The organism is Subtercola sp. YIM 133946, assembly GCF_036553535.1.
Classification (GTDB): domain Bacteria; phylum Actinomycetota; class Actinomycetes; order Actinomycetales; family Microbacteriaceae; genus Subtercola.
Genome location: NZ_JAZHPE010000024.1, coordinates 1 through 24,599 on the forward strand (window position 1 = coordinate 1; position 24,599 = coordinate 24,599).

At 59.2% G+C, this 24,599-nt stretch carries 20 protein-coding genes; 9 read left to right on the forward strand and 11 right to left on the reverse strand.

The window, feature by feature from the left end; genetic code table 11:
- Positions 1-1,458 (forward strand): right-handed parallel beta-helix repeat-containing protein (locus V3W46_RS09520; protein ID WP_331782868.1); only part of this gene is annotated, 1,458 nt, incomplete at its 5' end.
- Between the two features lie 73 nt (positions 1,459-1,531).
- On the opposite strand, the gene V3W46_RS09525 is transcribed toward V3W46_RS09520, so the two are convergent.
- The gene (locus tag V3W46_RS09525; protein WP_331782869.1) at positions 1,532-2,845 is read right to left on the reverse strand and encodes a UDP-glucose dehydrogenase family protein; all 1,314 of its coding nucleotides are present in this window, start codon (positions 2,843-2,845) and stop codon (positions 1,532-1,534) included.
- A gap of 287 nt (positions 2,846-3,132) precedes the next feature.
- On the opposite strand from V3W46_RS09525, the gene V3W46_RS09530 reads away from it, so the two are divergent.
- The 3 genes from V3W46_RS09530 (at position 3,133) to V3W46_RS09540 (ending at position 6,876) form a co-directional block, all read left to right on the forward strand.
- The gene (locus V3W46_RS09530; protein ID WP_331782870.1) at positions 3,133-4,056 is read left to right on the forward strand and encodes a glycosyltransferase; all 924 of its coding nucleotides are present in this window, start codon (positions 3,133-3,135) and stop codon (positions 4,054-4,056) included.
- A gap of 40 nt (positions 4,057-4,096) precedes the next feature.
- Positions 4,097-5,815: a right-handed parallel beta-helix repeat-containing protein gene (locus tag V3W46_RS09535; protein ID WP_331782871.1), complete on the forward strand. Its 1,719-nt coding sequence runs from the start codon at positions 4,097-4,099 to the stop codon at positions 5,813-5,815.
- A 119-nt stretch (positions 5,816-5,934) separates the two neighbouring features.
- On the forward strand, positions 5,935-6,876 hold the full coding sequence (locus V3W46_RS09540; RefSeq protein ID WP_331782872.1) for an NAD-dependent epimerase/dehydratase family protein: 942 nt from the start codon (positions 5,935-5,937) through the stop codon (positions 6,874-6,876).
- 14 nt (positions 6,877-6,890) lie between these two features.
- Here V3W46_RS09540 and V3W46_RS09545 read toward each other — a convergent pair whose 3' ends face one another.
- Positions 6,891-8,363, reverse strand: coding sequence for an O-antigen ligase family protein (locus V3W46_RS09545; RefSeq protein WP_331782873.1), 1,473 nt, complete (start codon positions 8,361-8,363; stop codon positions 6,891-6,893).
- A 248-nt stretch (positions 8,364-8,611) separates the two neighbouring features.
- Here V3W46_RS09545 and V3W46_RS09550 point away from each other — a divergent pair, with 248 nt between their 5' ends.
- Genes V3W46_RS09550 through V3W46_RS09560 form a run of 3 tightly spaced genes read left to right on the forward strand, consistent with a single transcriptional unit; the run spans position 8,612 to position 11,335 of the window.
- Positions 8,612-9,460, forward strand: a complete 849-nt coding sequence (locus tag V3W46_RS09550) for a glycosyltransferase family 2 protein (protein WP_331782874.1) — start codon at positions 8,612-8,614, stop codon at positions 9,458-9,460.
- A 58-nt stretch (positions 9,461-9,518) separates the two neighbouring features.
- A complete protein-coding gene (locus tag V3W46_RS09555) occupies positions 9,519-10,151 on the forward strand; it encodes a serine O-acetyltransferase (RefSeq protein WP_331782875.1) in 633 nt (210 codons plus the stop codon).
- Positions 10,148-11,335 carry an oligosaccharide flippase family protein gene (locus tag V3W46_RS09560; RefSeq protein ID WP_331782876.1) on the forward strand — a complete coding sequence of 396 codons (1,188 nt, stop codon included), beginning with the start codon at positions 10,148-10,150 and terminating at the stop codon, positions 11,333-11,335. The genes V3W46_RS09555 and V3W46_RS09560 overlap by 4 nt, the downstream gene beginning before the upstream one ends.
- Positions 11,336-11,347: 12 nt before the next feature.
- Here the strand turns inward: V3W46_RS09560 and V3W46_RS09565 are convergent, their stop codons facing one another.
- The 6 genes from V3W46_RS09565 to V3W46_RS09590 all read right to left on the reverse strand — a co-directional run bounded on the left by V3W46_RS09565 (position 11,348) and on the right by V3W46_RS09590 (position 19,487).
- The gene (locus tag V3W46_RS09565) at positions 11,348-13,477 is read right to left on the reverse strand and encodes an acyltransferase family protein (protein ID WP_331782877.1); all 2,130 of its coding nucleotides are present in this window, start codon (positions 13,475-13,477) and stop codon (positions 11,348-11,350) included.
- Between the two features lie 10 nt (positions 13,478-13,487).
- Positions 13,488-14,567: a glycosyltransferase gene (locus V3W46_RS09570; protein WP_331782878.1), complete on the reverse strand. Its 1,080-nt coding sequence runs from the start codon at positions 14,565-14,567 to the stop codon at positions 13,488-13,490.
- A complete protein-coding gene (locus V3W46_RS09575; RefSeq protein WP_331782879.1) occupies positions 14,564-15,595 on the reverse strand; it encodes a glycosyltransferase in 1,032 nt (343 codons plus the stop codon). Before V3W46_RS09575 ends, V3W46_RS09570 begins: the two co-directional genes overlap by 4 nt.
- A 166-nt stretch (positions 15,596-15,761) precedes the next feature.
- Positions 15,762-17,261, reverse strand: coding sequence for a sugar transferase (locus tag V3W46_RS09580; RefSeq protein ID WP_331782880.1), 1,500 nt, complete (start codon positions 17,259-17,261; stop codon positions 15,762-15,764).
- Between the two features lie 72 nt (positions 17,262-17,333).
- A complete protein-coding gene (locus V3W46_RS09585) occupies positions 17,334-18,752 on the reverse strand; it encodes a polysaccharide biosynthesis tyrosine autokinase (RefSeq protein WP_331782881.1) in 1,419 nt (472 codons plus the stop codon).
- 132 nt (positions 18,753-18,884) lie between these two features.
- Positions 18,885-19,487: an arsenate reductase/protein-tyrosine-phosphatase family protein gene (locus tag V3W46_RS09590; protein WP_331782915.1), complete on the reverse strand. Its 603-nt coding sequence runs from the start codon at positions 19,485-19,487 to the stop codon at positions 18,885-18,887.
- A 206-nt stretch (positions 19,488-19,693) separates the two neighbouring features.
- Here V3W46_RS09590 and V3W46_RS09595 point away from each other — a divergent pair, with 206 nt between their 5' ends.
- Together V3W46_RS09595 and V3W46_RS09600 are read left to right on the forward strand one after the other, a co-directional pair.
- Entirely contained in the window at positions 19,694-19,912 is a 219-nt protein-coding gene (locus tag V3W46_RS09595; protein WP_331782882.1) for a PqqD family protein, read from the forward strand.
- Positions 19,909-20,847, forward strand: a complete 939-nt coding sequence (locus V3W46_RS09600) for a nucleotidyltransferase family protein (RefSeq protein ID WP_331782883.1) — start codon at positions 19,909-19,911, stop codon at positions 20,845-20,847. The genes V3W46_RS09595 and V3W46_RS09600 overlap by 4 nt, the downstream gene beginning before the upstream one ends.
- A gap of 18 nt (positions 20,848-20,865) precedes the next feature.
- On the opposite strand, the gene V3W46_RS09605 is transcribed toward V3W46_RS09600, so the two are convergent.
- The 3 genes from V3W46_RS09605 to V3W46_RS09615 form a co-directional block, all read right to left on the reverse strand.
- Positions 20,866-21,528 carry an arsenate reductase/protein-tyrosine-phosphatase family protein gene (locus V3W46_RS09605; RefSeq protein ID WP_331782884.1) on the reverse strand — a complete coding sequence of 221 codons (663 nt, stop codon included), beginning with the start codon at positions 21,526-21,528 and terminating at the stop codon, positions 20,866-20,868.
- Positions 21,529-21,539: 11 nt separating this feature from the next.
- Positions 21,540-23,048 carry a polysaccharide biosynthesis tyrosine autokinase gene (locus V3W46_RS09610; protein WP_331782885.1) on the reverse strand — a complete coding sequence of 503 codons (1,509 nt, stop codon included), beginning with the start codon at positions 23,046-23,048 and terminating at the stop codon, positions 21,540-21,542.
- Positions 23,049-23,464: 416 nt separating this feature from the next.
- Entirely contained in the window at positions 23,465-24,598 is a 1,134-nt protein-coding gene (locus tag V3W46_RS09615) for a hypothetical protein (RefSeq protein ID WP_331782886.1), read from the reverse strand.
- Between the last annotated feature and the right edge of the window lies 1 nt (position 24,599).

The window sequence follows — 24,599 nt, forward strand, 5'->3', positions numbered from 1 at the left end:
ACCAGCGTGCAATGGGTCTCGCGTAGAACTGGCGCATCTGGAATCAGTGACGTGTACATCGACAACAGCAAGGTCGCGACAGTCGATCTGTACGCCGCGTCGGCGCAGTACCAACAGGTTGCTTTCTCGACAACCAGCCTCAGCGACTCGAACCACACCATCACCATCCGGGCCACCGGCACCCAGAACGCCGCCGCTAATGGTTCCTTGATCATTCTCGACGCTTTTCGCATCCCGAAGCCGACCGCACCCGCGGCATTAACATCTTTCAGCGCTACTGATACCGCGACAGGCGTTTCGCTGAAGTGGGCGGCATCAGTCGACCCTGACGTCATCAGCACCCAGATCTACCGGGCCGTCGGAACCTCCGGCACGTACGCGCTCATCACGACTCTCCCCGCGGGTACGACGTCGTACATCCACTCAAACGTCTCTGGCCCCTCCACCTATAAGTATTACGTCAAATCGGTCGACTACATTGGCAGAACGTCGAGTTCATCGACATCGAAAAGCGTAACGATACCCTCGGAGACACCCTACGACTACGAACGGGCTGCTGACTGCCCAACTGCAACGGCGACGGTAAGCACGGTCGCCGCCTTCAAGGCAGCTCTGCTAGCGGCCGCGCCGGGAGATGTCATTCGTGTTCTTCCCGGTACGTACAACGCTCAATTCGTCATCTCCGTCAAGGGAACAACCGCTAAGCCGGTCTGGGTCTGCGGTTCGAGCGGCACGATCATCAAAGGCTTCGGCGACGGAGGAGGAAACGGCTTCTACATCAACAAATCCTCAAACGTTGTTTTCGCCGGGTTCACGCTCACCAAAAATCTTCGGGGTGTGATGGTCGAGAACAGCACAAACATCACGGTCTCGAACAACTCGATTCTTGATGCCGGTCAAGAAGGGATACATCTCCGCAGGAATACAACGAATTCCACAGCGGGAGGTAACACCATCACCAACACCGGGCTGAAAGTCCCCGAGTATGGCGAGGCCGTCTACATCGGCTCCTACAACGGCGACTGGTGTACGTACACAAGTTGCGACCCCGATCAGTCCAACGGCAACATCGTCGTCGATAACACTATGAACAACAACACTGCCGAGGCCGTCGATGCGAAGGAAGGAACGTCAGGTGGCTTCATCCTGGGCAACACCATAGATTCGACGGGGTCCACGGCCACCGACAGATGGATTGTCATCCGTGGCAACGGCTGGTTCATCGCCGACAATCACGGCAGTACCACTGCGACCGCTACAGGGAGCGGAAATGGCATACTCATCGCTCAGCCCAACATCCCGGGCTACGGCGTAGACAACATCATCGTGCGAAACAGTGCCGAGCTTCATGGAACCGGATACGCCGTACAAGTCGACAAAGATGACAACATCGTCGGCTGCAACAACACGGTAAGCGGCACGGCGAAGGGTACGACTAATGTCACATGCCAGAAGTGATGGCAACAACGCAGTTAGACCCGAGAAAATCACTTCGCGGTGTTACCCCGCGACCGCGGCGTAGCCCAGCCGGCTAAGGTCGGCCCAGACCCTGGTATGTCCACCCGGCAGCACGCCACGCCGTCGCATCGAGACAATTGCGGCCGTCTATGATGACCGAGCCACTGGCGAGCTGCAGTGCCCGGGCCGGACTGAAAGCCCTGTAGAGTTTCCATTCGGTCACGACAACGACAGCTGCCGCTCCAGTGAACGCCTCTTCGAGGTCTGTGGTGTAGGCGAGCTGAGGGTGAGTTCTGCGGGCGTTATCGATGGCCTCAGGGTCGGTGGCAATGACGTCGGCGCCAAGCCCCTTGAGTTGCGCGGCTACATCGAGTGCGGGCGAATCCCGGATGTCATCGGAGTCCGGCTTGAACGCAAGACCAAGCACTGCGACACGCTTGTTGAAGACGTCACCGTCAAGAGCTGCGACAACAGAATCGACTACTTTCTGCCGGCGACGCAGGTTGATTGCATCGACCTCTTTCAAGAATGCCACCGACTCACCGCGCCCTAGTTCTTCGGCTCGAGCAGTAAAGGCGCGGATGTCTTTGGGCAGACAACCGCCACCGAACCCGACCCCTGCGTTCAGGAAGCGACGGCCTATGCGTGCGTCATATCCGATGGCGTCGGCAAGTTGTGTGACATCGGCTCCTGTCACCTCCGCAATCTCAGCCATGGCGTTGATGAAGGAGATCTTTGTAGCAAGGAACGCGTTCGCGGAGACCTTCACGAGTTCTGCCGTGGCGTAGTCCGTAACCACCAGCGGTGTGTCTTTCGACAGCGCTGTCGCGTACACCTCGTCGAGATGATCCTTGGCAAGCGCATGCTGCTCGCCCGACGGCAGTCCGTAGACGAGGCGGTCGGGGCTGATCGTATCGAGTACGGCGAACCCCTCTCTGAGAAATTCCGGATTCCACGCAAGCATCGCACCCGACCCCGCATCGGCAACCTTCGACGCAAGCCGCGCAGCCGTTCCGACTGGCACCGTCGACTTTCCCGCGACAAGGTCGCCCGCACTAAGGTACGGAATGAGACTGTCTACCGCAGCATCGACATAGGTCAGATCGGCGGCATGTTCACCCTTACGTTGCGGGGTGCCAACGGCTATGAAATGAACTTTAGCGCCCTTCACCGCAGACATATCGGTAGTGAAACTCAAACGTCCCGATTCGACGCCCGCCAGAAGAAGTTCGGGCAGACCCGGCTCGAAGAAGGGAGCCCGGCCTGCTGCCAGGGCCGCAACCTTGTTGGAGTCGACGTCGATGCCAACGACCTCATGGCCGAGCTCGGCCATTGCAGCTGCATGGACGGCACCCAGATACCCGCATCCGATGACAGAAATTTTCATATGTGGTTCCCCATGAGGTATAGATGACGTTCACTGCGACATGGTGAACGTCCTATTCATACCACAGCCGTGTAACCGGAAAATTTCACGATCGCTTGCCGCATGATGACAATGAAGTTCGATATTCTCGAGTAGTCGAGGTCAGAGAAGCTCTTGTCACTGTTCACTGCGGCCCGCACTCCGCCATCCGTCCTGGGGGCCAAGCTGACGCATTCAGCTTGTTCGGGCCGCGCAATTCAGGATGGGTAAGCTTGGGGAAGACGTTGGCTGATTCAAGAACGCAGAAAATGCTGCTGGTGGCGTCGACCGGCGGGCACCTCGCCCAATTAGTGCGGCTGGCACCAGGCCTCGGGGCGTCCGACGACTCCGTCTGGGTGACATTCGAGAACTCTCAGAGCATATCCCTGCTCGCTGGCAAGCGAGTCGTGTACGTGCCCTACGTTCGGCCACGCGATCTCAGAGGTGCGATTGGCGCGGCGCGAATCCTCCGGGAGGTCATGAAGTCTGAGCACTTCGACCTCGTGGTGAGTACCGGAGCGGCGATTGCTGTGTCGGCGCTTCCCATGGCGCGTCTACGCGGACTGAGAACCCTGTACATCGAGAGCGTTTCCAGGGTGCATGGCCCGTCCCTCAGCGGTCGAATCATTGCTCTGACGCACGCCGCGGAGTTGCGAACTCAACACCCATCTTGGGCTGATTCCCGATGGACGACACAGCCGAGCGTATTCAGCGCCTTCACTCGAGTACGACGGCAGAAAAAAATGAAGCCGACGATCTTCGTCACTCTCGGAACGATCGAGGGATATCGGTTCGACGCCATGATCGACCGCGTTCTGGCGACAGGGTTGGCTGACGAGTCGACCGTGTGGCAACTCGGCAGCACGACAGGCCGCACCGACCTCCCGGGCACAGTGCGCCAGGAGATGTCTTCTGACGAGTTCGAAAACTATGCCAGGGCCGCTGATGTGGTTCTGACCCACGCCGGCGTGGGAACAATGCTCGGACTCCTGGACATGGGGATCTATCCGGTGCTGATAACCAGACGCAAGCACCGTAATGAGCATGTCGATGATCACCAAACACAGATCGCCGCGTTGGCGAATGAGCTCGAGGTCGCTCTGGCTGTAGATGCGCTCGAGCTGGACAGAGATGGCGTCATCGAAGCTTCCGGTTGGACCATCGTGCCGAATCTCGCTCAGCTTCACACCTGATCGCCAGCGTTTGCACAAGTCAGCGTACTTGGGTTCATCCATGAATGTGCCTCCTGCAGTGCGTGCGACCCTTCAGGTCACGCTGATCGCTGGGTGCCTTGCCGCGCTGGTCTTTGCGGTCTTCATCCTCTATTTCCAAGCGCGGACGCCTTATGCAGGTCCTGGCATCTACGGTCATGACGACAGGGCCGTTGCATACTCGGGCAGCTGGAAGACCGCCGATCTCACCGACGTAGGCGGCGGCATCGTCTCCGAAAGTACTTCCGCAGCGTCGAAAGTGACGTTCACTTTCGCAGGACCTGCCGTGCAGTGGCTCACCCGTCAGACGCCGGGGGCAATGAGTGCCCGTGTGCAGATAGACGGAGGCTCTCCAGTGACTGTGTCGCTCGATCACGGAACAGTGGTCGAGGACTACGTAGGGTACCAGGCGACAGACTTGGGCGCCGGCAACCACACAATGACCATCTCGCCAGTCACCAAGGACGGCGGGGACGGTAAGAGCAACAAGACCGTCGGCATCTATGTTTCCGGGTTTCGAGTGCCGGCTGCGACGGCCCCTCCTGTTGTGACGGGGTTGCGCGAACAAAAGAGCGGGCGCGGAATCACGATGAGCTGGGATGCCCTTCCCGATTACGTGGCCGAGAGTTACGCCGTGTTCGCGGCTACGGGTGATGGGAGTTTCGAGCAGGTCGGCACAACGGGCCAAGGCGATACCGAGTACCTGTACGCTCGAAGCGCCACATCAGCGCAGACAGTCAGCCTTTACGTAGTCGGAACTGATTACCTCGGTAGAACTTCCCGGCCATCCGATACGGTGACCGCCACCGTTCCCGCCTCTCAGGTTCCTGACTACGAGTCGGTCAGTGACTGCCCGAATCCGACGACAACGGTGAGCACGAGTTCCGCATTGCAGAGGGCGCTCGGTGCGGCGAAGCCGGGGACCGTGATCAGGATTCAGCCGGGAACCTACAACCACGTGTTTACCGTGAAGACAGCCGGAACGGCAGACAAGCCGATATGGATCTGCGGCTCAGCGCGGGTGATCATCAACGGCGGCGCGTTGACGAGCGGCTACGGCATACACATCGACAGTTCCTCCTACGTCGTACTCACAGGGATGACCGTTGAGAATGCGCTCAAGGGCATCGTCGTCGACAACAGCCAGCACATCACGGTTTCGGACGTGACGGTGCACGACATCGGTCAAGAAGGTATTCACCTGCGCACTAACACCACCGACTCAGTTGTCGCGGGGAGCTCCGTGAGCAAGACGGGTCTGCATACCCCGATTTACGGTGAGGGGGTCTATGTCGGGAGCTACTACGGAAACTGGTGTGTCTACACCGACTGCCAGCCCGACCAGTCTGACCGTAACCTCATCGCCGACAACACCATCTTTGCAACGAAAGCCGAGGCAGTAGACGTCAAGGAGGGCTCGACGAACGGATCGATCGTGTGGAACACCGTGAATGCCGACGATTCCACATCGACTGACAGATGGATCGTTATCCGGTCGAACGGCTGGTTCGTGGCCGACAACGCGGGAAGCTCGGATCGAGGTGGGAGCGGTATCGTGGTCTACTCACCTCCGCCGTCGGGCTATGGCAAGGACAATGTCATCACGCGCAACGCGGCGGACTTCTCGGGCAAGCCTGGCAGCTACGCCGTCGAGGTGCGGAATGGAAACAACACCGTATCGTGTGACAACACAAGTGATGGCCAGCTGGAGGCGACGACGAACGTTCAGTGCTCTCCCTAGAACGTGTGCGCAGATGATGTGCCGTATTCTGTAAGCGACGAGGGGGCGATTTCCGGGGGGCCAATCTATGCGCACGCCGGCATCTGCGTCCAAACGACGATGAGAGTATTGGAGCATATGTGAGATATCTGGTCACAGGCGTAGCAGGATTCGTCGGGAGCAACATCGCGCGAAGCCTCCTTATGAACGGGCACGAGGTTGTTGGAATCGATGCCATGACCGACTACTACGATGTCGCGATCAAACGCCGGAATCTCGCCTCACTTCAGGTCGATTACTTCACATTCGTGGAAGACGATCTGAACTCGGCAGACGTGGAATCACTGCTCGACGGAGTCGACGTCATCTTCCACCAAGCAGGCCAGCCGGGTGTCAGGAAATCGTGGGGACGAGACTTCGACATCTACACCGAGGCGAACGTCAACGCGACACAGAAACTACTCGAGGGGGCACGAAACGCCAGTGGGTTGAAGCGGCTGGTCTACGCATCGTCATCATCCATCTACGGAGACGCCGAATCTTTCCCCACCAAAGAAACCGATCGTCCCGCGCCTCTCAGTCCGTACGGTGTCACGAAGCTGGCCGCAGAACATATGTGCACGCTTTACGCCAAGAACTTCGGTCTGCCTACCGTTTCGCTCCGCTATTTCACTGTGTACGGCCCAGGGCAGCGGCCCGACATGGCCTTTACTCGATTTGTGAAATCGGTAGTGCGAGATGAGGAGATCACCGTCTTCGGCAGCGGCGAGCAGATCAGAGACTTTACATTCATCGACGATGTCGTTCAGGCGAATCTTCTTGCAGGAGGCTCCGACTGCGAGCCAGGCTCGGTCTTCAATGTGGCCGGCGGCAGCAGTGTCTCAGTGAACGACGTTCTCGACATACTGGCGGAACTCAACGGTTCGCCACTGAGGGTAACCCGCACGGAGAAGGCTCTCGGGGACGTCTTCCGTACGGGTGGATCCACCGAAGCGATCACAGCAGCGCTGGGCTGGATGCCCAAGGTCGACGTGCGCGAGGGACTGAAGCGACATCTCGCCTGGGGCCGCGACGTCTTCTGATTCGAGAGGACGGTTCAGTGAGCGGGCCGCCGCCCCGTGACCCGAGGCGGGCCGGGACGGTTCGGGGAAGCGTCTCGATGGGTAGACAGAGCAGCGTCGTCGGGTTCCACCGAGTCGGCAAACGCCTTGTCGGCGCCGCTTTCCGCACCCGACTCGACGCGGTGGGACAGAGCACCTCCCAGACCGATGAGGATGAGGAATCCGATGAGGGGAATGATGATCCTGATTCCGTCGATCGAAGCGTAGCCACCCATCGCAACGAGCAGGCTCACTAGACCTCCGGCGACGGCGATATCGTGCCGCCGGAGGAGCATTGCAAACACCGCAGCGATGAGAGCGGCAAAGAGAATCAGACCGGGAATCCCGATACTGATGAGCAATTGAAAGTATGCGCTCTCAATCGGGAGCAACTGATAGTTGTAGGGAATTGCGGCCAGACCCGACGTTCCCGGGCCGGAACCTCGCCAGTGGAACGCGCTCGCTGTCGTGGTACTGATGTCGAGCAGGCCGTCACGGCCTGCGATGGAACCCGCACCTTCTGCACTCGTCGAGCGCTCGACGAATGTGTCGGAGCGGATTGCAAAGTACGCGAATACTCCGAAGAGAATGACGATCAGTCCGAGCCTGCCACGGCCGAATCGGCGCCCGCTTACCATCGCCAGAATGAGTACGACAGACACACCGATACCGGCAGCTACATAAGCGCCGCGTGAGACCGTCACCACCACGCCCAGACCAGCTACCAGGGCGACTACCGCGTAGATGCGGTTCCTCGATTGAATCCACTGCCCCACTGCAAGCGCCAGCGTGGTGGCGAAGAACAGTCCTGCTGTCAACGGGTGACCCAAGGAGACATCGGCTCTATACACAACCCAGTGCTGAATCGGCCCCAGCTTGAGAGCCCCATAGATGGCGTCGTAAATGGGGTTTGCTTGAATGAGGGATTGCAACAGCGCATACAGCGCCAGAATCGATCCTGTCCAGAGCCAGACTCGCGCTAGAGTCGCCGACTCTGCTCGCACGTCCCTCACCAGAATCGGAAGCGCGACGAAAAGGCCGAACGACAGAGTCCACGCGATGGAATTGGAGGTGTTGATCGAAAGGAAGGTCAGGATGACGAGCCAGGCCATCATGGCGATTACCGCGAATCGCAGGAGGCCTCGTCCTGTCGAATCGACGTCAGCAGGCTTGGCTGCGAATACCTTCCGAATCACCCAGACGACCATGAAAAGAGTCTCAGGCGGCACGACGTGCAGGGCTGGGATCACCAAGACCCGGTCAGGTACGAGCACCAAGCACAAGAATGCGAACGCCGGAAGCAAATCAATTCTGACCCAGAAGAGAAACGCCAGACCAACCAGAGCGAGAAAGAACAGGGCGATGCCGGCCCCGGCAGAGTCTCCGCCCCAGATGATCAGCGCCATGACGATGCCGAGCACAACAACGCCCCCGACGACGACCTTCCACCCGTTGGACGAATTCTGCAACAGTTGCTTCCCCTCTGTAGCCCCAACGACGCACCGTGACGCTGCCAGATCCGATAACCAAGTCTGCCATATCGCCCGTAACGAACCTCAACACCCGATATTTCGAACGTGTTTCGCCTTACGCCACATGACGGATAATTCTGAGGGAGTGCACCGCCTCAGCGTCGCGAGCAGAAATCTCCAACCGAAGGCCCTGATATCGTGAATGGAAAACACACTCGCGCGTCCCACGAATCACATGGAGCAGAATGGCGAGCACCACAGAACGCTTTGTCGATGTCACGTGCGTAATCCCGACCCATGGCAGACCACATTTCCTCGAATCTGCAGTCGAGTCGGTCGCCGCGCAGTCAGCCCTTCCCAGCAGGCTGGTGATCGTCTCAGACGACGTCGATCCGGAATCAGCGTCGTTCGTCGCCAGCCTGTCAACATCTATGGTGATCGACTCGCAGTTCGTTCGCAGAGAGGGTGTTCCGGGAGCTTCGGCGTCACGTAATCGCGGCGCCGCCGAGGCAACGACCGAGTACCTCGCATTCCTCGACGATGATGACCTGTGGACGCCCGACTATCTGGAAGCTGCTATGACAGTGTTCGAAGATAGGAGTGTCGATGCCGTCGTGTCCTCGCTCTACCGCTTCCGGGACGGTTCACGCCTGGATGAGAGCCATCCGCGCGAAGGTTTGAACGCCGAGGACGTCTTTCGATCAAGCCCGACAGTCACGGGAAGCAGTCTCGTCATCCGTCGCGAGTATTTCAACAAACTCGGGGGCTATGACCCTGGATTGCCGGTGCTCAATGACACGGACTTCTTCTTGCGTTTCCTCTCCTCCGGCGGCACTTACGCAGTCATCGACTCAGCCAACGTTGGGGTGCGAAAACACAGCCAGGGTCAGCTCACCGACAATTCGCCGCGTCGCATTGACGGAGGATGGCTCTTCCTGAAGAAGCATCAGGCAGACTTCCCGCGAGCCGCAGCGCGACCGCGTAAGTATTGGCAATATCGAATGATGTGGCGGTCCAAGGGGGCCTCAATAACGGTGAAGGCGAAGGCTCTCGCCGGTATGGCCGTCAACTGGTCCACTGCACCGAACAGTTGAAGCCCCACTTTCTCCAGATCTGCCCCTACACCTATTTTCCAGAGGAGCCGCGAACATCGTGACGAACCTTGTATCCGACCGAATCCAGTCCAAGGATGACCTTCGCGCGTTCCTGAAGGCCGACTACTTGGCTCAGTCGGCCGACAAACTTCGATTCGAGCAGCGCTTTCGGAAACCGACGCTGAGGTTCACCCGAGCGCTCAGAAGGATGGAGTACTACAACAGGCCATCGCGACGGATGTACGAGTTGCCTCTGCGAGCGCTTGCGGTGCTACGCCTGTCACGAATTTCAGTATCAACGGGCATCTCGATCCCGCCGGGAGCATTCGGCAAGGGTCTGGGATTGCCTCACTATGGAAGCATCGTGGTACACAGCAAGGCGCGTTTCGGGGACTTCTGCTGCATACAGAACGCCACCAACATCGGCATGCAGGATGGAGGGGTGCCGTCGGGTGGCGATTTCATCTACATTGCTCCCGGTGCCGTCATATTTGGCGATGTGCACATCGGCTCGAGATCTGTGATCGGGGCTAACGCGGTCTTGAACAAGAGCGTTCCGGACGGAACCACTTGGGCGGGTGTACCAGCGAGGCAGTTGTCGCAGACAGACTCCGCCCCGATGATGGTTCCTGCTGTTGCCGCTCTGATGGCCGCGGTGTCGAACACAGGCCAAGGTGATATCCGGCTGTGAAGCAACAGTTCATCTTCCTCGTGATCTCACGAGGAGCCGCCAGTGTCTTGAATGCACTGTCATTCGTCTGGCTCGGCCGTCTCGTGGGAGTCGAGCTTGTCGGAATTCTCGGCATCGTGACCAGTGTCACTGCGTTCATTTTCGTTCTCGCCGACTTCGGAATGGCGACCTACATTTCGCGTGAACGAGCGCGCGGCAATGATGACGTCGTCATCGGCGCGTTGCGCTTCAACGTCGCATCAACCGTCTCTGTGGGCGTCCTTCTCACCATTGCTCTCGCCACTTTCGCCGCCGCCAGCGCCCTGCCGTGGTCGACTGTGCTACTGGGTCTCGCGTCTGCCCTAGAAAAGAACACTGAGACTTCTTTGAGTGTGCCTATCGCCGACAAGAAGAAGTTCGTTCCGGCATTCAATGTGCTGCTGCGGCGCGGCTTCACGCTCATTGCGTTCGGCGTCTCACTGTGGATTGGCCTGGACCCCGTGCTGGCATTCTGTATCGGTACAGCTTCTGCTGCGGTCGTTGGTCAACTCAACATACGAACATGGATGCGGGGCAAGGTGAAGTCGACGACGAAGTGGTCGGCCGCTCAACTCCGCTCAGTCGCCGGGGCAGCATGGCCCTTCTGGATCAGCAACGTGACTGCCACCGCACGAACACTCGATATATCGATCGTCGGTTGGGTTGCTTCCCCGTATTCCGCTGGTCTCTATTCAGCCGCCTCGAAAATCATGAATCCCTTTCGACTGATTCCTTCGACACTGACAGCACTCATCGTGCCGTACGCAGCCCGGCAGGATTCCGCTACGGCACGCAAGACCTCACTCAAACTCGTTGCACTCTTCATGAGCAGCCTTGTCATCGTGATCCCCGCCTCCTTCTTCAGCAACTATCTCGTGGTCTTCCTTCTCGGTGAACCATTCAAGGGCGGCGGCCTCATCTTCGCCCTCATGCTGGTCGGGCTGCCATTCGTCGCGCTTGCGCCGCCCCTCGGTTCTGTGTTGCAGAGCCAGGGCGAAGAGAAATTCGTCAGCTTCAACGGCATCGTATTTGCGGCGGTCACCATACTCATGGTGGCGGTCGGAGCGCTCATCTCCGGCGGCGAGGGGGCCGCGCTGGGGCTCGGTATCTCATACGTGCTCAAGTGCGTTTCCCTTCTACGGCGAAGCCTCAAGGTGCTGCACTAACCTGCTGGACGATCAGGTGACCTTCTCCACAATCGGCGCGAGCTTTGCATCGAGGTATGGAGCTAGTGATTGTGAGTAGGTTGCGGAGAAATGGTGCTGATCGCGCCAGACCACGACGCCTCCGGTTTCGGTCGGTATCATGTTGCCGACGGTGAAGTACTCGTTCATATTGATCTCCGTCGACCCCGGCACCTTGGTCACTGCATTTTCGATGACGGCCCTAGCTGGCGTCTCGGCGGCGAGAGGACTTGCACAATCTGCTGGCGCTGCGCTCGAATCAAAGAGACAGCTGAAACTTGTCGGGCTGATCTGAGGGGTGTCGTGTAGCGCGACAACCTTCGTTCCGACAGCCTCGACCGGCGACCATGCGTCGGCGAAACCGTCAGCCGATGAGACAGTCGTCGCAGGGCCATCACCGAATCGGAACAAAGAATCGGTGGCGAAGTAAGAGGTCACGACAATATCGAACGTTGCGCTCGAGAGAATCGGTTCAATCTCTTTGTTCCACTCCGCACACGAGCTGACTGTCAGGGCATCGCTACCCCGTGTGCCCGATGACCACGCGCAGGATGACTTGAAGAAGGTCGTCAGGCTCCATCCCCGCTGGGTTGCTATTTGCGCTAGGGCTGGAAACCACGATGCTGAATGGGAATCGCCGACCAGAGCTAGCTTGAACTGTGAACTCTTCTCGCCGTATTCACATGTCTTTACGACTGCTTCACGAGGAGCGCTCTGGCACCTGCTGTCGTAGATCTCGGGGAGATCGTCCATAGCCAAGACGGGAGTGAGCAGAACAGGCAAGGTCTGCGTGCACCCTGTTGTCGAGGCAAGCGAAGGCAACGACGGCGCTCCGATACACCCAGGTTCGGAGGCGACGAACTGCTTCATCGTCGCGGTCATCGTTTGTGTCGTGAGGTTGAGCGCTAACAGGCCGGTAGATGCTACCGCTGCGACCGCGACTGTAGCGACGAGCGCGAACCCGAACGTTCGCAGCTTCGTGGCTCGAAGAAATGAACTGGATCGAATCGGATCTTCGACAACCACCTTCGTCGCGAACGCGAGCCCGAGAGAAAGGATCACGATGGTCAGCGCCGTTAGTAACGGAACCTCGATTCCGAGAAATCGGGAGAAGGCCAGCGGGAGAAGAACTACTAAAGGCCAGTGCCAAAGGTAGAGCGAGTACGAGATGTCGCCCAAGAACTGAACGGGCCTTCGGGCCATCAGCCAAGAGGGCGACCATCGGGCCGTCGAGGTGCCACCGGCGATGACAAGCGCGGTGCCCACGGCGGGCAGAAGGGCGAGGTACCCGGGGAATTCGGTATCTGCTGTGAAGGTGACCGCCGTGATGGCGATACACACTAGCCCGAGCCAAGAGACTGCTCCCCCGGCGCGCGGTCCTAATCTCCTCGTGGAAATGAGCGCCAGCAGGCCGCCAAGCCCAAATTCCCACGCTCGGGTGAACGTCGCAAAGTAAGCCACGGACGGGAGCACGTGGGTGACGACGACGCTAAGTCCAAACGATACGACCGTGACGACTGCCACAACGACGACGGCGGATCGCCTTGTGTTGCGTTTCAGGCGAGCGACGATCCCGAGGCTGAACAGCAGAATGAATGGCCAGATGATGTAGAACTGCTCTTCGACTGACAGCGACCAGTAATGCTGCACAGGCGAAGCAATGTTGTTGGCGGCAAGATAATCGACGCTGTCGACAGCCAGCTGCCAGTTCTCGAAGTAAAACCCAGAGGCAACGACCTCGCGAAACGTCGGCCCCCACACTGTCGGAGGTGCGATCAATAGCGTGGCGACGACAACGATCGCGAGCACGAGGAGTGAGGCGGGAAGAAGACGCCGGATGCGTTTCGCCCAGAACAATGTCACCGAGAAACGCGCGGATCCCGTCATCGAGCGGAAGAGATGACTCGTAATCAAGTAGCCGGAAATCACAAAGAACACGTCGACTCCGGCGTAACCGCCGGGGACGGCTCCATCCGGCCACAGGTGGTACACGACGACCAATGACACCGCAAGCGCACGAAGCGCTTGAATATCAGGTCGAAAGCCGCTCTGCTGCTTCGGTGCCGTCTGCGTCGTGGTTATAGACGGAGAGGTCGTTCTAGAACCCGCCGATTCGAAAGCCATCGGAGGCTCGTCACTCGCCTGTTTTCAGCGATGAGATCAGCCTGGTCATCACCGCGATGCTGTTCTCAGCGGAGAATTCGTTGAGCCACGACGTCGGTGAGTTTCGTGGCAGGGCCGCAGCCCGTAGCACCGCATCTCCAAACTCCTTCACCGTGTCTGCGCGGGCGAAATAGCCGCTGACACCAGGAACAACGGCGTCAGCGCTGCCGAACGCCGTCGAAGCGACAACCGTGGGTACCCCACGCGATGAGGCCTCAAGGAGCACGTTGCCGAAACCCTCGACAGCAGAAGGCAGGAGAACCACCGCGTCATCAGGCAGATCGTCAAACCAGTGCTCCACCCGACCTCGCAATTCGATCGGATACGGCCGCTCGATTCCAGCGATCGTCTCGGACAAGTCTCCGACGCCGAAATAGATCACTCGAATCGACGCGAGTTTCTCAGTCAGGCTGTCCGCGATCTCGATGGCTAGCCTAGGCCGCTTCTTGTCGACGATCCGGGCCGGTACGACAAGCGATACGCTCACGCCGTCTCCTACCGAGTCGGTCATCGTCCCGATACCCGACTTGGCGATTGCCGGATTCGGCACGACCCAGATCCTCTTTCGATCGAGCCGAGCGGCGTACTGAAAGACAGCGCCCACGCTGTGCGAGATGGCGATGAAGGCGTCAGCTCGGGGATACAGGGTTCTGAACGCCCTGTCTCTCGTCATGACGTGCGCCATACTGTGGTGTGCCTCGACGAAGGGTATGTTCCGTTCGCTGATAGCGACCCGCGGACGCTGGCTTTTCGGAAGCGTCCTGACGACTGCCAAGACCTGGAAATTGGCGCGCGTCATCATCCCGACGACAACGTCTGGCAGGCTCTGTTTGAGATGATTGCGTAGCGCGCTCATTTCGGCTCGCCGCCCGGCGCCCTCGGTTGAAGCACGAATTACATTCACTCCGTCGATCTGAGGTTCGGTCTGGCGGGCCCTGAGAAGCACAACCTCCGTCTCAAAGCCTTGATCGGCAAGACCTGCCGCCCACACCTTCGTGACGAATTCTGCACCCCCGCCCTGCAGCGAGGGCAATACGAATGAGACCTTCAACCAGTCACCTCAACTTCGCTGACCTCGCGGCCCAGCACGTACGGCACCAACAACGAGGCCTTCAACGCGGCGACCGATTCGACGGCCACGCCGACCTCAAGCCCCGAGGCTCGCTTGATGGCCTCAGCCGCGCTCTTTGCAGTGCGTTCGGTAATGCGGGTGCCATTGATCCCTTCGACCACGAGCCCATTCGGCTCACCGCCGGCGGTTGCCACGACAGGCACGCCTGAGGCAAGCGATTCGACCACGGCGCGGGGGAAGCCTTCGTGGTGCGACGTCATCAGCAGAAGGTCATGCGATCGCAGATAGTCCGAGACTTCACGTTTGCCGACAGGGCCGACGATGTTGATGCGGTCGGCCACGTCAAGGTTCTCGGCTAGTGCACGAGTAGCTTGATGCAGCGACCCTCCTCCGAGCATCGTCAGAGTGTACGTCGAGTCGGTCAGCGCCACTGCCCGAACCGCGAGCTCGGGATCTTTCGTCTCCTCGAATCTACCCACCCACAACACTTTGCCAGTCTGAACAGTCGGAGGTTTCGTCTCGCCAGGATAGAAGTACTCGTCGTCATACCACGTGGGCGAAAATCGAACATTGTCACCCCACCGCCCAAGACGCTCCGCGGCAGACCTGTTGAAGATGACGACATCGGATGAATTCTTGACCGCGCTTTTCTCGAGAAACCTGAATACTCGCGTGAAGCGCTTGAAATAAGACTCGTTGCCCAACGCAATGCTGTCTTCGCCGTCGTTGTGGAAGAACTGAACGTGTGTTGCTTTCCTGAAGAGGTTGCGCATGACGAACCCACTCGTGATCCGATGGCTCTGAATAACATCAGCTTGTATCTGCTTGCGATACTTCAGCACTCCCCACATCATGAGCGCAACATGAGGTATCTTTGGCCGCATCACTGTGTTGTCGCCCCGATACACCGGCAGGAAGTTCACCGGATGACCATCGATCTCTTCAGTGCGCCACACGCCGATTTCGGCGTCGCCCACAGCATCGAGTCCGATGATCGACAGCTCCATGTCGTCAGGATGGTACTTCACCAAGCCGCGGATGCACGTATCCACTCCGCCTGGCTTCGGCCTTCTCGGGTCGACGGGCTCTATGACGATGCGCTTCTCGTTCACGCTGACCTTTCGCGTTGTCCAAGGGAAAATCGGGCTCGTTGAGATCGAGGCGTCACTGACGTCAATATGCTCCGCTACTGCCGAGCACCGCGCGCGCGGTCTTCAAGAGAATCAGCAAGTCTCCGACCATCGACCAGTTCTCGACGTAGTACAGGTCGAGCCGAACTGAGTCCTCCCATGAAAGATCTGATCGCCCGCTGACCTGCCACAGGCCAGTGATACCCGGCTTCATGAGGAACCGCCGATGCACGTGGGTTTCATACAGTTCGACCTCGCGTTGAAGTGGGGGCCTCGGCCCGATGAGTGACATTTCACCCCGCAGAACGTTGAAGAGCTGAGGAAGCTCATCGAGGCTGTATCGACGCAGAATTTTACCAATAGGTGTAACCCGAGGGTCATCCTTCATCTTGAACAGCACAGCGTTGCCTTCGCTACGCTTCTCATCTTGAAGTGCGTCAAGGAGGTCTTCAGCGTTCGTCACCATCGACCGGAATTTCAACATGTAAAAGGTGGATCCGTTCAGACCGACGCGTTCCTGTCTAAAGAAGATGTCACCGGGTGTGCTGAGCCGAACAATGATCGCGATTCCTATGAGCACTGGAGATAACGCCAAGAGAAGCAACGCCGACGAGACTACGTCGAAGAAGCGTTTCTGGTATCGCTTGAATCCTTCGTACCTGGGCGTTTCCACATGAATGAGCGGTAGGCCTGCAACAGGCCGTGTGTGAATGCGCGGACCGCCGATGTCAGTCAGGCTGGGCGCAACCACAAGATGCTGTCTGCCTGGTTCGAGCGACCAGCTGAGCTCGCGGATCCGGTCGGGAGACAATTCGTCCGAACTGGTCACCACTATGGTGTCGGCACCTGTGGCCATGAGCGCCGCTTCAACCCTGCCCACATTTCCGGCGATCGGAATAGACGTTCCCTCAAGGTAGTCCGCGATCTTTCCACTCGGAACGCACGCGCCCACGACGTTGTAACCAGCCTCTGGATGCTTAGCCAACTCTCTGGCCGTATGAAGCACTGAAACCTCAGACCCCACAAGCAAGACCTGCGCACTGAAATCGCCCTTGCGGCGGTGTCGGGTCAACCAACGACGCCACACGTTGCGCGAGATCAAAAGGGCCGCGAGTCCGAGGGGAAGCGCTACGACAAAGAAGCCGCGGCTGAAGTCGATCTGAAACAGGAAGGCGATGATGGCGAATATGCCGAACAGCCTGAGGCTGGCGTCCACAACGATGCGGTACTCGGTGGTACCAGTTCCGATCACCCTGTCTTCGCGAGACCCATAAACACCGAGAACGGCGACCCAACCGAGGATCATCAGGATCGAAATGAACGAATAATTGACGACGATTGAATTCGGGTTGGTTGTCGAATTTCCGACGATGCTGACAGACGAACGAGACGATCCAAACCAAGACAACTGGGCGATGACGACCGCGGCAGTGATGATCAGCAGATCGGTGAGCCTGAGACGCGCGGCGTACTGTCGGCGCCAATTCTGAGCTTTGGCAGCGACGGCCGGTGTTGACCCGAGTCGCCTCTCGTCAGTCGTCATAGCCTTCACCCCCCCACGCGTACATCGATTCTCTAGGTCTGCCCGGCAGAAGCTGGACAAGCACTACCGAGACTACGGTGTCGTGACCTTGCCTTTTTTCTTACCCTTCGGCTGGTCGAATTCCTCCCCATAACCATAACCGTACCCGTAACCGTACCTCGCATAACCATACGAATCCGGACCCTTGGTTGGGAGCATCGTCAAGACGGCGCCGGCGATGCCAGATCCAACATTGAGGAGCGCGGCCACCGCACCCTTCAGTTGCCCGCGATGCACTCGGCCTGAGCCGACGATCAGCAGCGCCCCTCCAGTGTGCTTGGCAAGGATCGCGGCGTCGGTGACCGGAAGCAGTGGCGGGGCGTCGAACAGTACGAGGTCGAACTCCCGCTCGAGAGTCTCGATCAAATTGATCATTGCCGTCGATCCGAGCAATTCACTCGGGTTCGGTGGAATGCGCCCAGCCGGCAACACATAGAGGCTGTGGGTACCCCACCGCTGCATGACGTCACTCAATTCTGCGCGCCCGACCAGCACATCGGTGAGACCGACGCCGCCTTCTATGCCCAGATACTCCGACATCTTGGGTTTGCGCAGATCGGCATCGATGATTATCACTTTCGTACCAGCTGAAGCGGTGACGATTGCGAGGTTCACTGCCGTGGTGCTCTTGCCCTCGCCTGGTATGGAAGAGGTGATGACATAGCTCGTAGGACGATCTGACGCTACGAGAAACTGAAGATTCGTACGAAGCGTTCGGAAGGATTCTGCCCGCGGACTGCGAGGATCGTCTTGCACAACCAACGGGCGTTCGGTCGCCCTGGCGTCGAAAGCGATACCTCCGAGCAGCGGCGCCTCGGTGACGTTCTCGACATCGTGCTCGTTGCGCACTCGGGTATCGAGTGTCGATCGGAGCACGGAGATCGCCACGCCCAGCAAGAGACCGATGATTCCGCCAATGAGGAGGTTCAGCTTGGTGTTCGGTGCGTAAGGCGCCGCGGGCACGAGAGCCTGTTGGAGAACCGTGATCTTGACTGGGGAGACGCCTGTCGAGTCTGCCGGAACGAGATTGCTGACCGTCGTGGCGAAGCTGGCAGCAATCGCGTTGGCTATGTCTGCAGCACCCTCCGCAGTGTCATCTGACACGGCTATGTCGACGACAACGGTTCCCGTTGACGTGGTAACGCTGACCCGGCTCGCAAGCTGATCCGACGTGGTGGAGAGTTTCAGCTGATCGATGACGGGTTGAAGCACAACGGGTGTAGTGACGACGTCAGCAAACGACTTGACCTGGTTCTGGGCGAAGTTGCTGCCCTGGGTCAGCTCGGCGACTGTGCCGGCAGAAGATACGGATACGAATACCTTGCTTGACGCTTCGTATCTAGGTGTCGAGAGGATAGAAACTACTGACCCTACTGCGATGCCGACAAGCACCAATGTAACGATCACAATCCAGCCTTTGCGGAGAATCCGTATATAGTCGCGAAGCTCCAAGTGGACAGCCTTTCTTAGGACCTAACCCATTATGGTCACGGTTCATTGGGAACATACTGCCACACGATGATTGCGGGCCACTCGTCGCTAAGTTACGTGCGCATTACAGTCATGAAAGCGTTGTGTTGCAATTCAGCGCTTATTCACCGCCACTGTGTCAGAGATCAGCGTGAGGACTCGCTGAAGCTCGGACAAGGCGGGAAGCATCTGAGTTTTTGAGAGCTGGTACGTCTCGTCGTCACGCTTGTACGGGTCGACGACGTCGTCGTCACTCGCGTTCCGCAACACGGCTGATTGTCCTCGGCGCGAGGAAATCACCTTGAGCACTGCGTTCAGGGCGCGCTTGTCGTCGAGGCTGGTCTCGGCTAAGAGGATGATCTCAGCATCTGTGACCTCTGACGCCAAGTGCGCGAATTCGCGAAGTGTGAACGTCGAGCCGATCTTTCGCGGCACCATTTCGACGATCGCCCGACGGTGACTACGGGTCATCGCGATCAGCAAATCGCTTTCTGCCACAATCGACTCCGATAGATAACGGGACCGATGATGTGACGGATCGAGGCCGATGGAACGCGCGATCTGGGCCAGCTGCTCGGTGACAGGGTCTCCTTCGGCCGCAACGACGCCTGCGCTAGCAGCTGCGATGCCAGATGTGGCGCCTACGTTGGCCGACAACCATAACTCGGCGAGCGGCGAGCGGCAGATGTTTCCTGAGCAGACAAAAAGCACCGACATGCTCAAGACAGGAGCTCCTCTGAATCGAATCGGAATGACTAGCCATCCCTTAGCCTAGGCGTATTGCGCACTCGGCCCGTGGCTGGCGCCGCGGCCGCAACGCTAATCTGATGTCGACGGCGGGAGTGGGGATGTACCAGGTGAGTAGTTTCGTTGACTCGTCTTATTGCACCGCGCCGAATGTCGCTTGGGTCGATTCTGGTCGTGTGGTCGTCCTGCTCCTTGACAGCACCGCGCCGTCGGCCCCGTTCGTTCTCAATCCCTCCGGAGGTGAGATCTGGCGACGATTACAGCGCAACGCGACCATCTCAGATCTCGTTCGTGAGCTGGCATTGGAATACTCAGTCTCCGAAGACGCGATTGCACCTTCAGTTCGATCCTTCGTGACAGAGCTGCAGCACGGCGGACTGGTGACGGAAGCATGAACAACCCGGCGCCGATCACGAGGGCCCACGGAGACGAGCGTCTGCTGGTTCACGAGGCGGTCGCCCTCGGTCACGCCTTCGTCTCGAGCGTCGCTCAGGACCACGGAATTCGGGCGCTTCTTATCAAGGGGCCGATACTGAACCAGCTGAACCTGCGAGAACCACGCGCGTCATCTGATGTCGACGTGCTGGTCGATCCGGCTCGCAGGGATGAGTTTGTCTTGCTGCTCCGCCCGCTGTTGTGGGTGGAGCGCCCAGTGGATTATTCGGGCAAGGCGTTGCCGACCCATGCCATTCATCTCATCAACGAGTCTTGGCCATGCGACATCGACGTGCACGATCACTATCCTGGTTTGTTCGCCGACAAGCAGGCGGTGTTCGATCGCCTCTGGAACGACCGAACTCTGGCGACCGTCGCCAATCAGCAGGTGCCAACCCTGAGCCTGCTCGGTCACATCGTCATCGCCGCCCTGCATTCATTGCGCGATCCGACCGCTGGCCGAAGCGTTCGCGAACTCGCGTTCTTGAACGACCGTGTTATTCCGATGCTGAGCAACGAACAACGAACCGAGCTGCTGTCGCTGTGTAAACAGTTCCGCGCACTCGAGACAATGCGGCCCTTCCTGACGGGTCTCGGTTTCGCAGGTATAGCGCGAGACCTTACTGCGGTAGAGCGAAAGATGTGGCTGATTCGTATCTCCGACCAACAGCAGAGTTTTCGTTGGCTGCGGCGTTTTGCTGACACGCCGCTGACCGAAAGACCCGCCCTCGTACGTCAAGCGCTCTTTCCCCCAGGTACGGCGTTCCGCGCCCACCATCCAGCCACTCCTTCTGGAAAGGTGGCACTGCTCGAAGCCCGGATCAGCTTCATCGTGGCCAGAGTTGCAGCACTCAAACGCTCGTACTCCCTGTACCGAAGGAATCGAAGGCTCTGAGACAGATCCCGGTGCGAGTCACTCGGCGTCGAACGACGAATCGAACAGCTGCAGAGCGAGACAGTCGACCGACTCGGAAATGATTTCAGCGACGTCGCGATGCACTTCGTCGGACCGTTTGAAGGGGTCGGGAACGTCTTCATTCGCGCGGCTATGTGCAACGATGGCGCGGCGTCGCATCGACTCGTCGACGAAGCTGACGCGTTGTGCGAGCGTCGTGGGGACGCCTTTGAGACTCGACACTTCAGATGCAAGTGCCATGAACTCGCGAAGCAGGAATGTTCGTTTCAATAACGGCGGATAGCGCTTGATGAGGTCTACCTGCTGGTCTCGAGTCATGGTGAGAATGAGGTTGCCGTTCATCGCTATCGGCCTGGTCAACTTGCGACTCTGGAACCCGGTGGAGTCGCCACCGCGCGCCTGGAGTTGCCGGACCGAGCTCTCATCCATCGGCACCCCATCGATGGTGGCGAGACCCGCGCTGGAGACATGCACCATCTGAGACGCCGCGGATCCGGAGCTCTTGAGGGTACGGCGAAGCAGTCGTTCCGCCATCGGCGATCGACAGATGTTACCTGTGCAGACGAACAGTACCGAGAAGATGCCGGATGCATCTTCAGCTGGTTGCGGGGCCGCCGCTCTCCGAGCGAAGGGAGCGGTCCGTGCCGAATGAACGCCCATTGCCCGGTTTCCTATTCGCTACCAGTGCCAGTGCGGATAGGAACCACGTTGTTGATGACATCGGCAGTGTCCTCGGCGGAGATCGATCTGTTCGCGTGTTTCGTATCGGACTCTCCGTAGTACGAGCCGTAGTAGTAGCCGTAGCTGCGACCCAAGGCTCCGCGTGTGGGCACACGATTCAGGATGACTCCGAGGGTCTTCCCATTTGTCTTGCCGATATTGTCGAGTGCCTTCGCAAGTTCATCGGTCGTCGTCTTGCCCGCGGATACTACGACGAGCGCCCCGTCTCCCCGTGCGGCGAGAATTGCCGCGTCGGTGACCGGAATCAACGGGGGGGCATCGACGAAGACTATTGCGTCTTTCGACAGCTCGTGTAGGAGCACGTTCATACCTTCAGAGCCGAGCAGTTCGCTGGGATTCGGAGGAATCGAGCCTGCACCGAGAATCAGCAGGTTTCCGGTCTCGCCCCAGGGTTGGAGTACATCCTGAATCTCAGCCTTCCCGATGAGCAGGTCAGTTATGCCCACACCCGGCACCAATCCGAACGCCTTGGTCACAGATGGCCTTCGAAGGTCGCCGTCGACGACGATTACTTTCTCGCCTGCAGCAGCGAGAGTCACGGCCAAGTTCGCCGTGACAGTGGACTTACCGTCGTTGGGCATCGGGCTGGTCACGATGATGATCCTGGGTGGATTGTCCACATTCATGAACTGAAGGTTCGTACGGAGTTCTCGGAGTGCTTCTGGTAGAGCGTGACCGTCGCCCTTCTTGGAGTAGTCGGTGTTCGCAGCTGTCGGAACGATCCTGTTCTCGTCTGTCAGGCGCGAATCACGCGGCAGGGTGCCGATGACAGATAGACCGAACAGACGTTCGATGGCCTCGCTCGCGCGGATTCGCCGGTCAAGGATGTTCCGGATGATGGCGAATGCCACTCCGAGGAGAAACCCGATAGCGAGGCCCGCTGCTAAGGCGATGCGCACGTTCGGCGAAATAGGCTGCGATGGCATGACGGCTGATTCGACCGGCACCAGCGCAATGGTCGATGCATCGGCTCCCGAAGTCGGATCTGCTGCTTGGGCTGGTCCCTCGATAGTGGTGATCTGGGCGGCCAACGCAGTGATCCAACCGTCCGCCAGCGCCTTCGCCTTCTCCGGCGAATCGGCTTGGGCCGTGACGCTGAGCGTTGGCGTGTCTTTCGTGTTCACAACCGTCACGTGGCCCACGAGCTGCTCGGGCGTCGTGGTTAGGCCGAGTGTGTCGATAACTCGCTGCGCCACGGCACGTGACTCCCCAAGCGAGACGTAGGTGGTTGCCTTCGACTTTGACAGTGAATCTCCGACCGAGATGGAACCGATGCCTCCGCCCGCCGACGAGATCGCGACAATGCCACTCGAATCAGCTTGGTAGACCTTCGGCTGAGTAAAGGTCCAGCCCCAGCCGAGCAGTGCACCTAGGACCGTCAATGCGATGATCGCCACCCAATGCGAACGAAAGATACGAAGATAGTCCGACAGGTCCAAGAGAATCCCTCACGCTTCGATCACACCCACCGACGGCTACCCGATCGAGTGTCTCGCATAACCCCACACATCAGCGTCGAGGTCGGAGATACTCGGCCTCGACGCCATTATTCACAGTGGTCGACGCAACCGCAAACCTATGTCGCGATTAAGACGTTCGTCCACATCGACCACGCCTTCAGCGCCGGTCGAGGTGATACATACCTCGAGCACGGAGAGACCGGAGACACTCTTGGTACTGAGGCCGAGCGGTGGCTTGGGTGAGGTGAGGTACTTTGACTTGATTATCGACGGTGATGCCGTCGTAGGTATCGGTCACTGAACGCGCTTCCAGTCTGCGGAAATCAGGAGGTCGTCCCATTCGTGTGCGAAGACTACGTCGCTCGAAGGCGCGTGACTGGTCTTGCAACGCGGGGTCAGAAGCTGAACTCAACCCGCGCGCGGTCAGGCGCGAAATCGTCGGCGGCGCTGTCGAAGGCCAGCTGGAGGAGGCCGACGAACGGGGTCGCACGAAAGCTCAGCGTGCGATCGGAATCGATGGGGCAGTCGAGCGTTCCATGCAGGCTCGTCTCCGACGCGCTGAAGGTGAGGCTGATGTCGGAGCGGCTGATCGAGGGCTGGTCGGCGAGGAACGACACGAAGGCGCGCAGCGCCGTGCGCTGGGGTTCACTCAGGCGGCGGGAGAGGTGTTGGGGGTCGTCGAGTACCCCGACGAGGTCGTGAAGGGGCTCGGCAGACAGCCTCGCGACGAGGGAGGCTCGCAGACTGGTCTGCAGTTCGGCCGCTCGTTCGATGTCGGCCTCTGACAGGGCATCCCGAATTCGAAGTTCTCTGAAGAAGGGAAGCACGTCGGCGCGAAGGGCCTCGACGTCGTGGCCGAGAAACTCCTCGATGGCTTCGCGGCGGTCGCTGGTGTCTCGCAACTCCCGGGCCTTTGCGGCGCGCCCCCGGTCGGCCCTGAGTCCGGCGATGAGGTAGCCGGAGTAGATCGCGGCGCCGATTCCCAGGGCAAGGGAGGGGGTGACGGCGGTCACTAGCGCGATGACCACCGTGTGCCGCGTCGCCGCCGACTCCTGCATCATGACGATGGCGGCCATGGCGACTAAGGAGATCGCGGTGAAGACGACGATCTCGAGCGGGGGGCGGTACGGGCCGGCCACCATGAGTACCAGGGCGACGCAGATCGGGCCCCAGTCATCGCGGATGTGCGCCTCGGTGCCGAGCTGGCTCAGAGCATCGAAGAGGCTCGCGACGATGACGAGACCGAGAACGATCGCGTAGGTCTTGCGGGTGACGCGCCGGCGGTACGGCTCGGCGGCGATCACGAAGAAGACATAGGCGGCGAGCAGGATGACCAGGCCGACGATCTGCAGAACCGGCTGGTTGATCTGTGCACCGTTGCCGACAGCCAGGGCGACCGCGCTGGCCACGCTGACGAGGCCGACGACGGCGACGAAGATGCGCGCTGTGATGCCGCTCAGGGGGTCGATCTCCTGGGCGGTGTCTCGAGTGCGGTTGGCAGCGATGAAGGGGAAACCGGAATTCGGCATG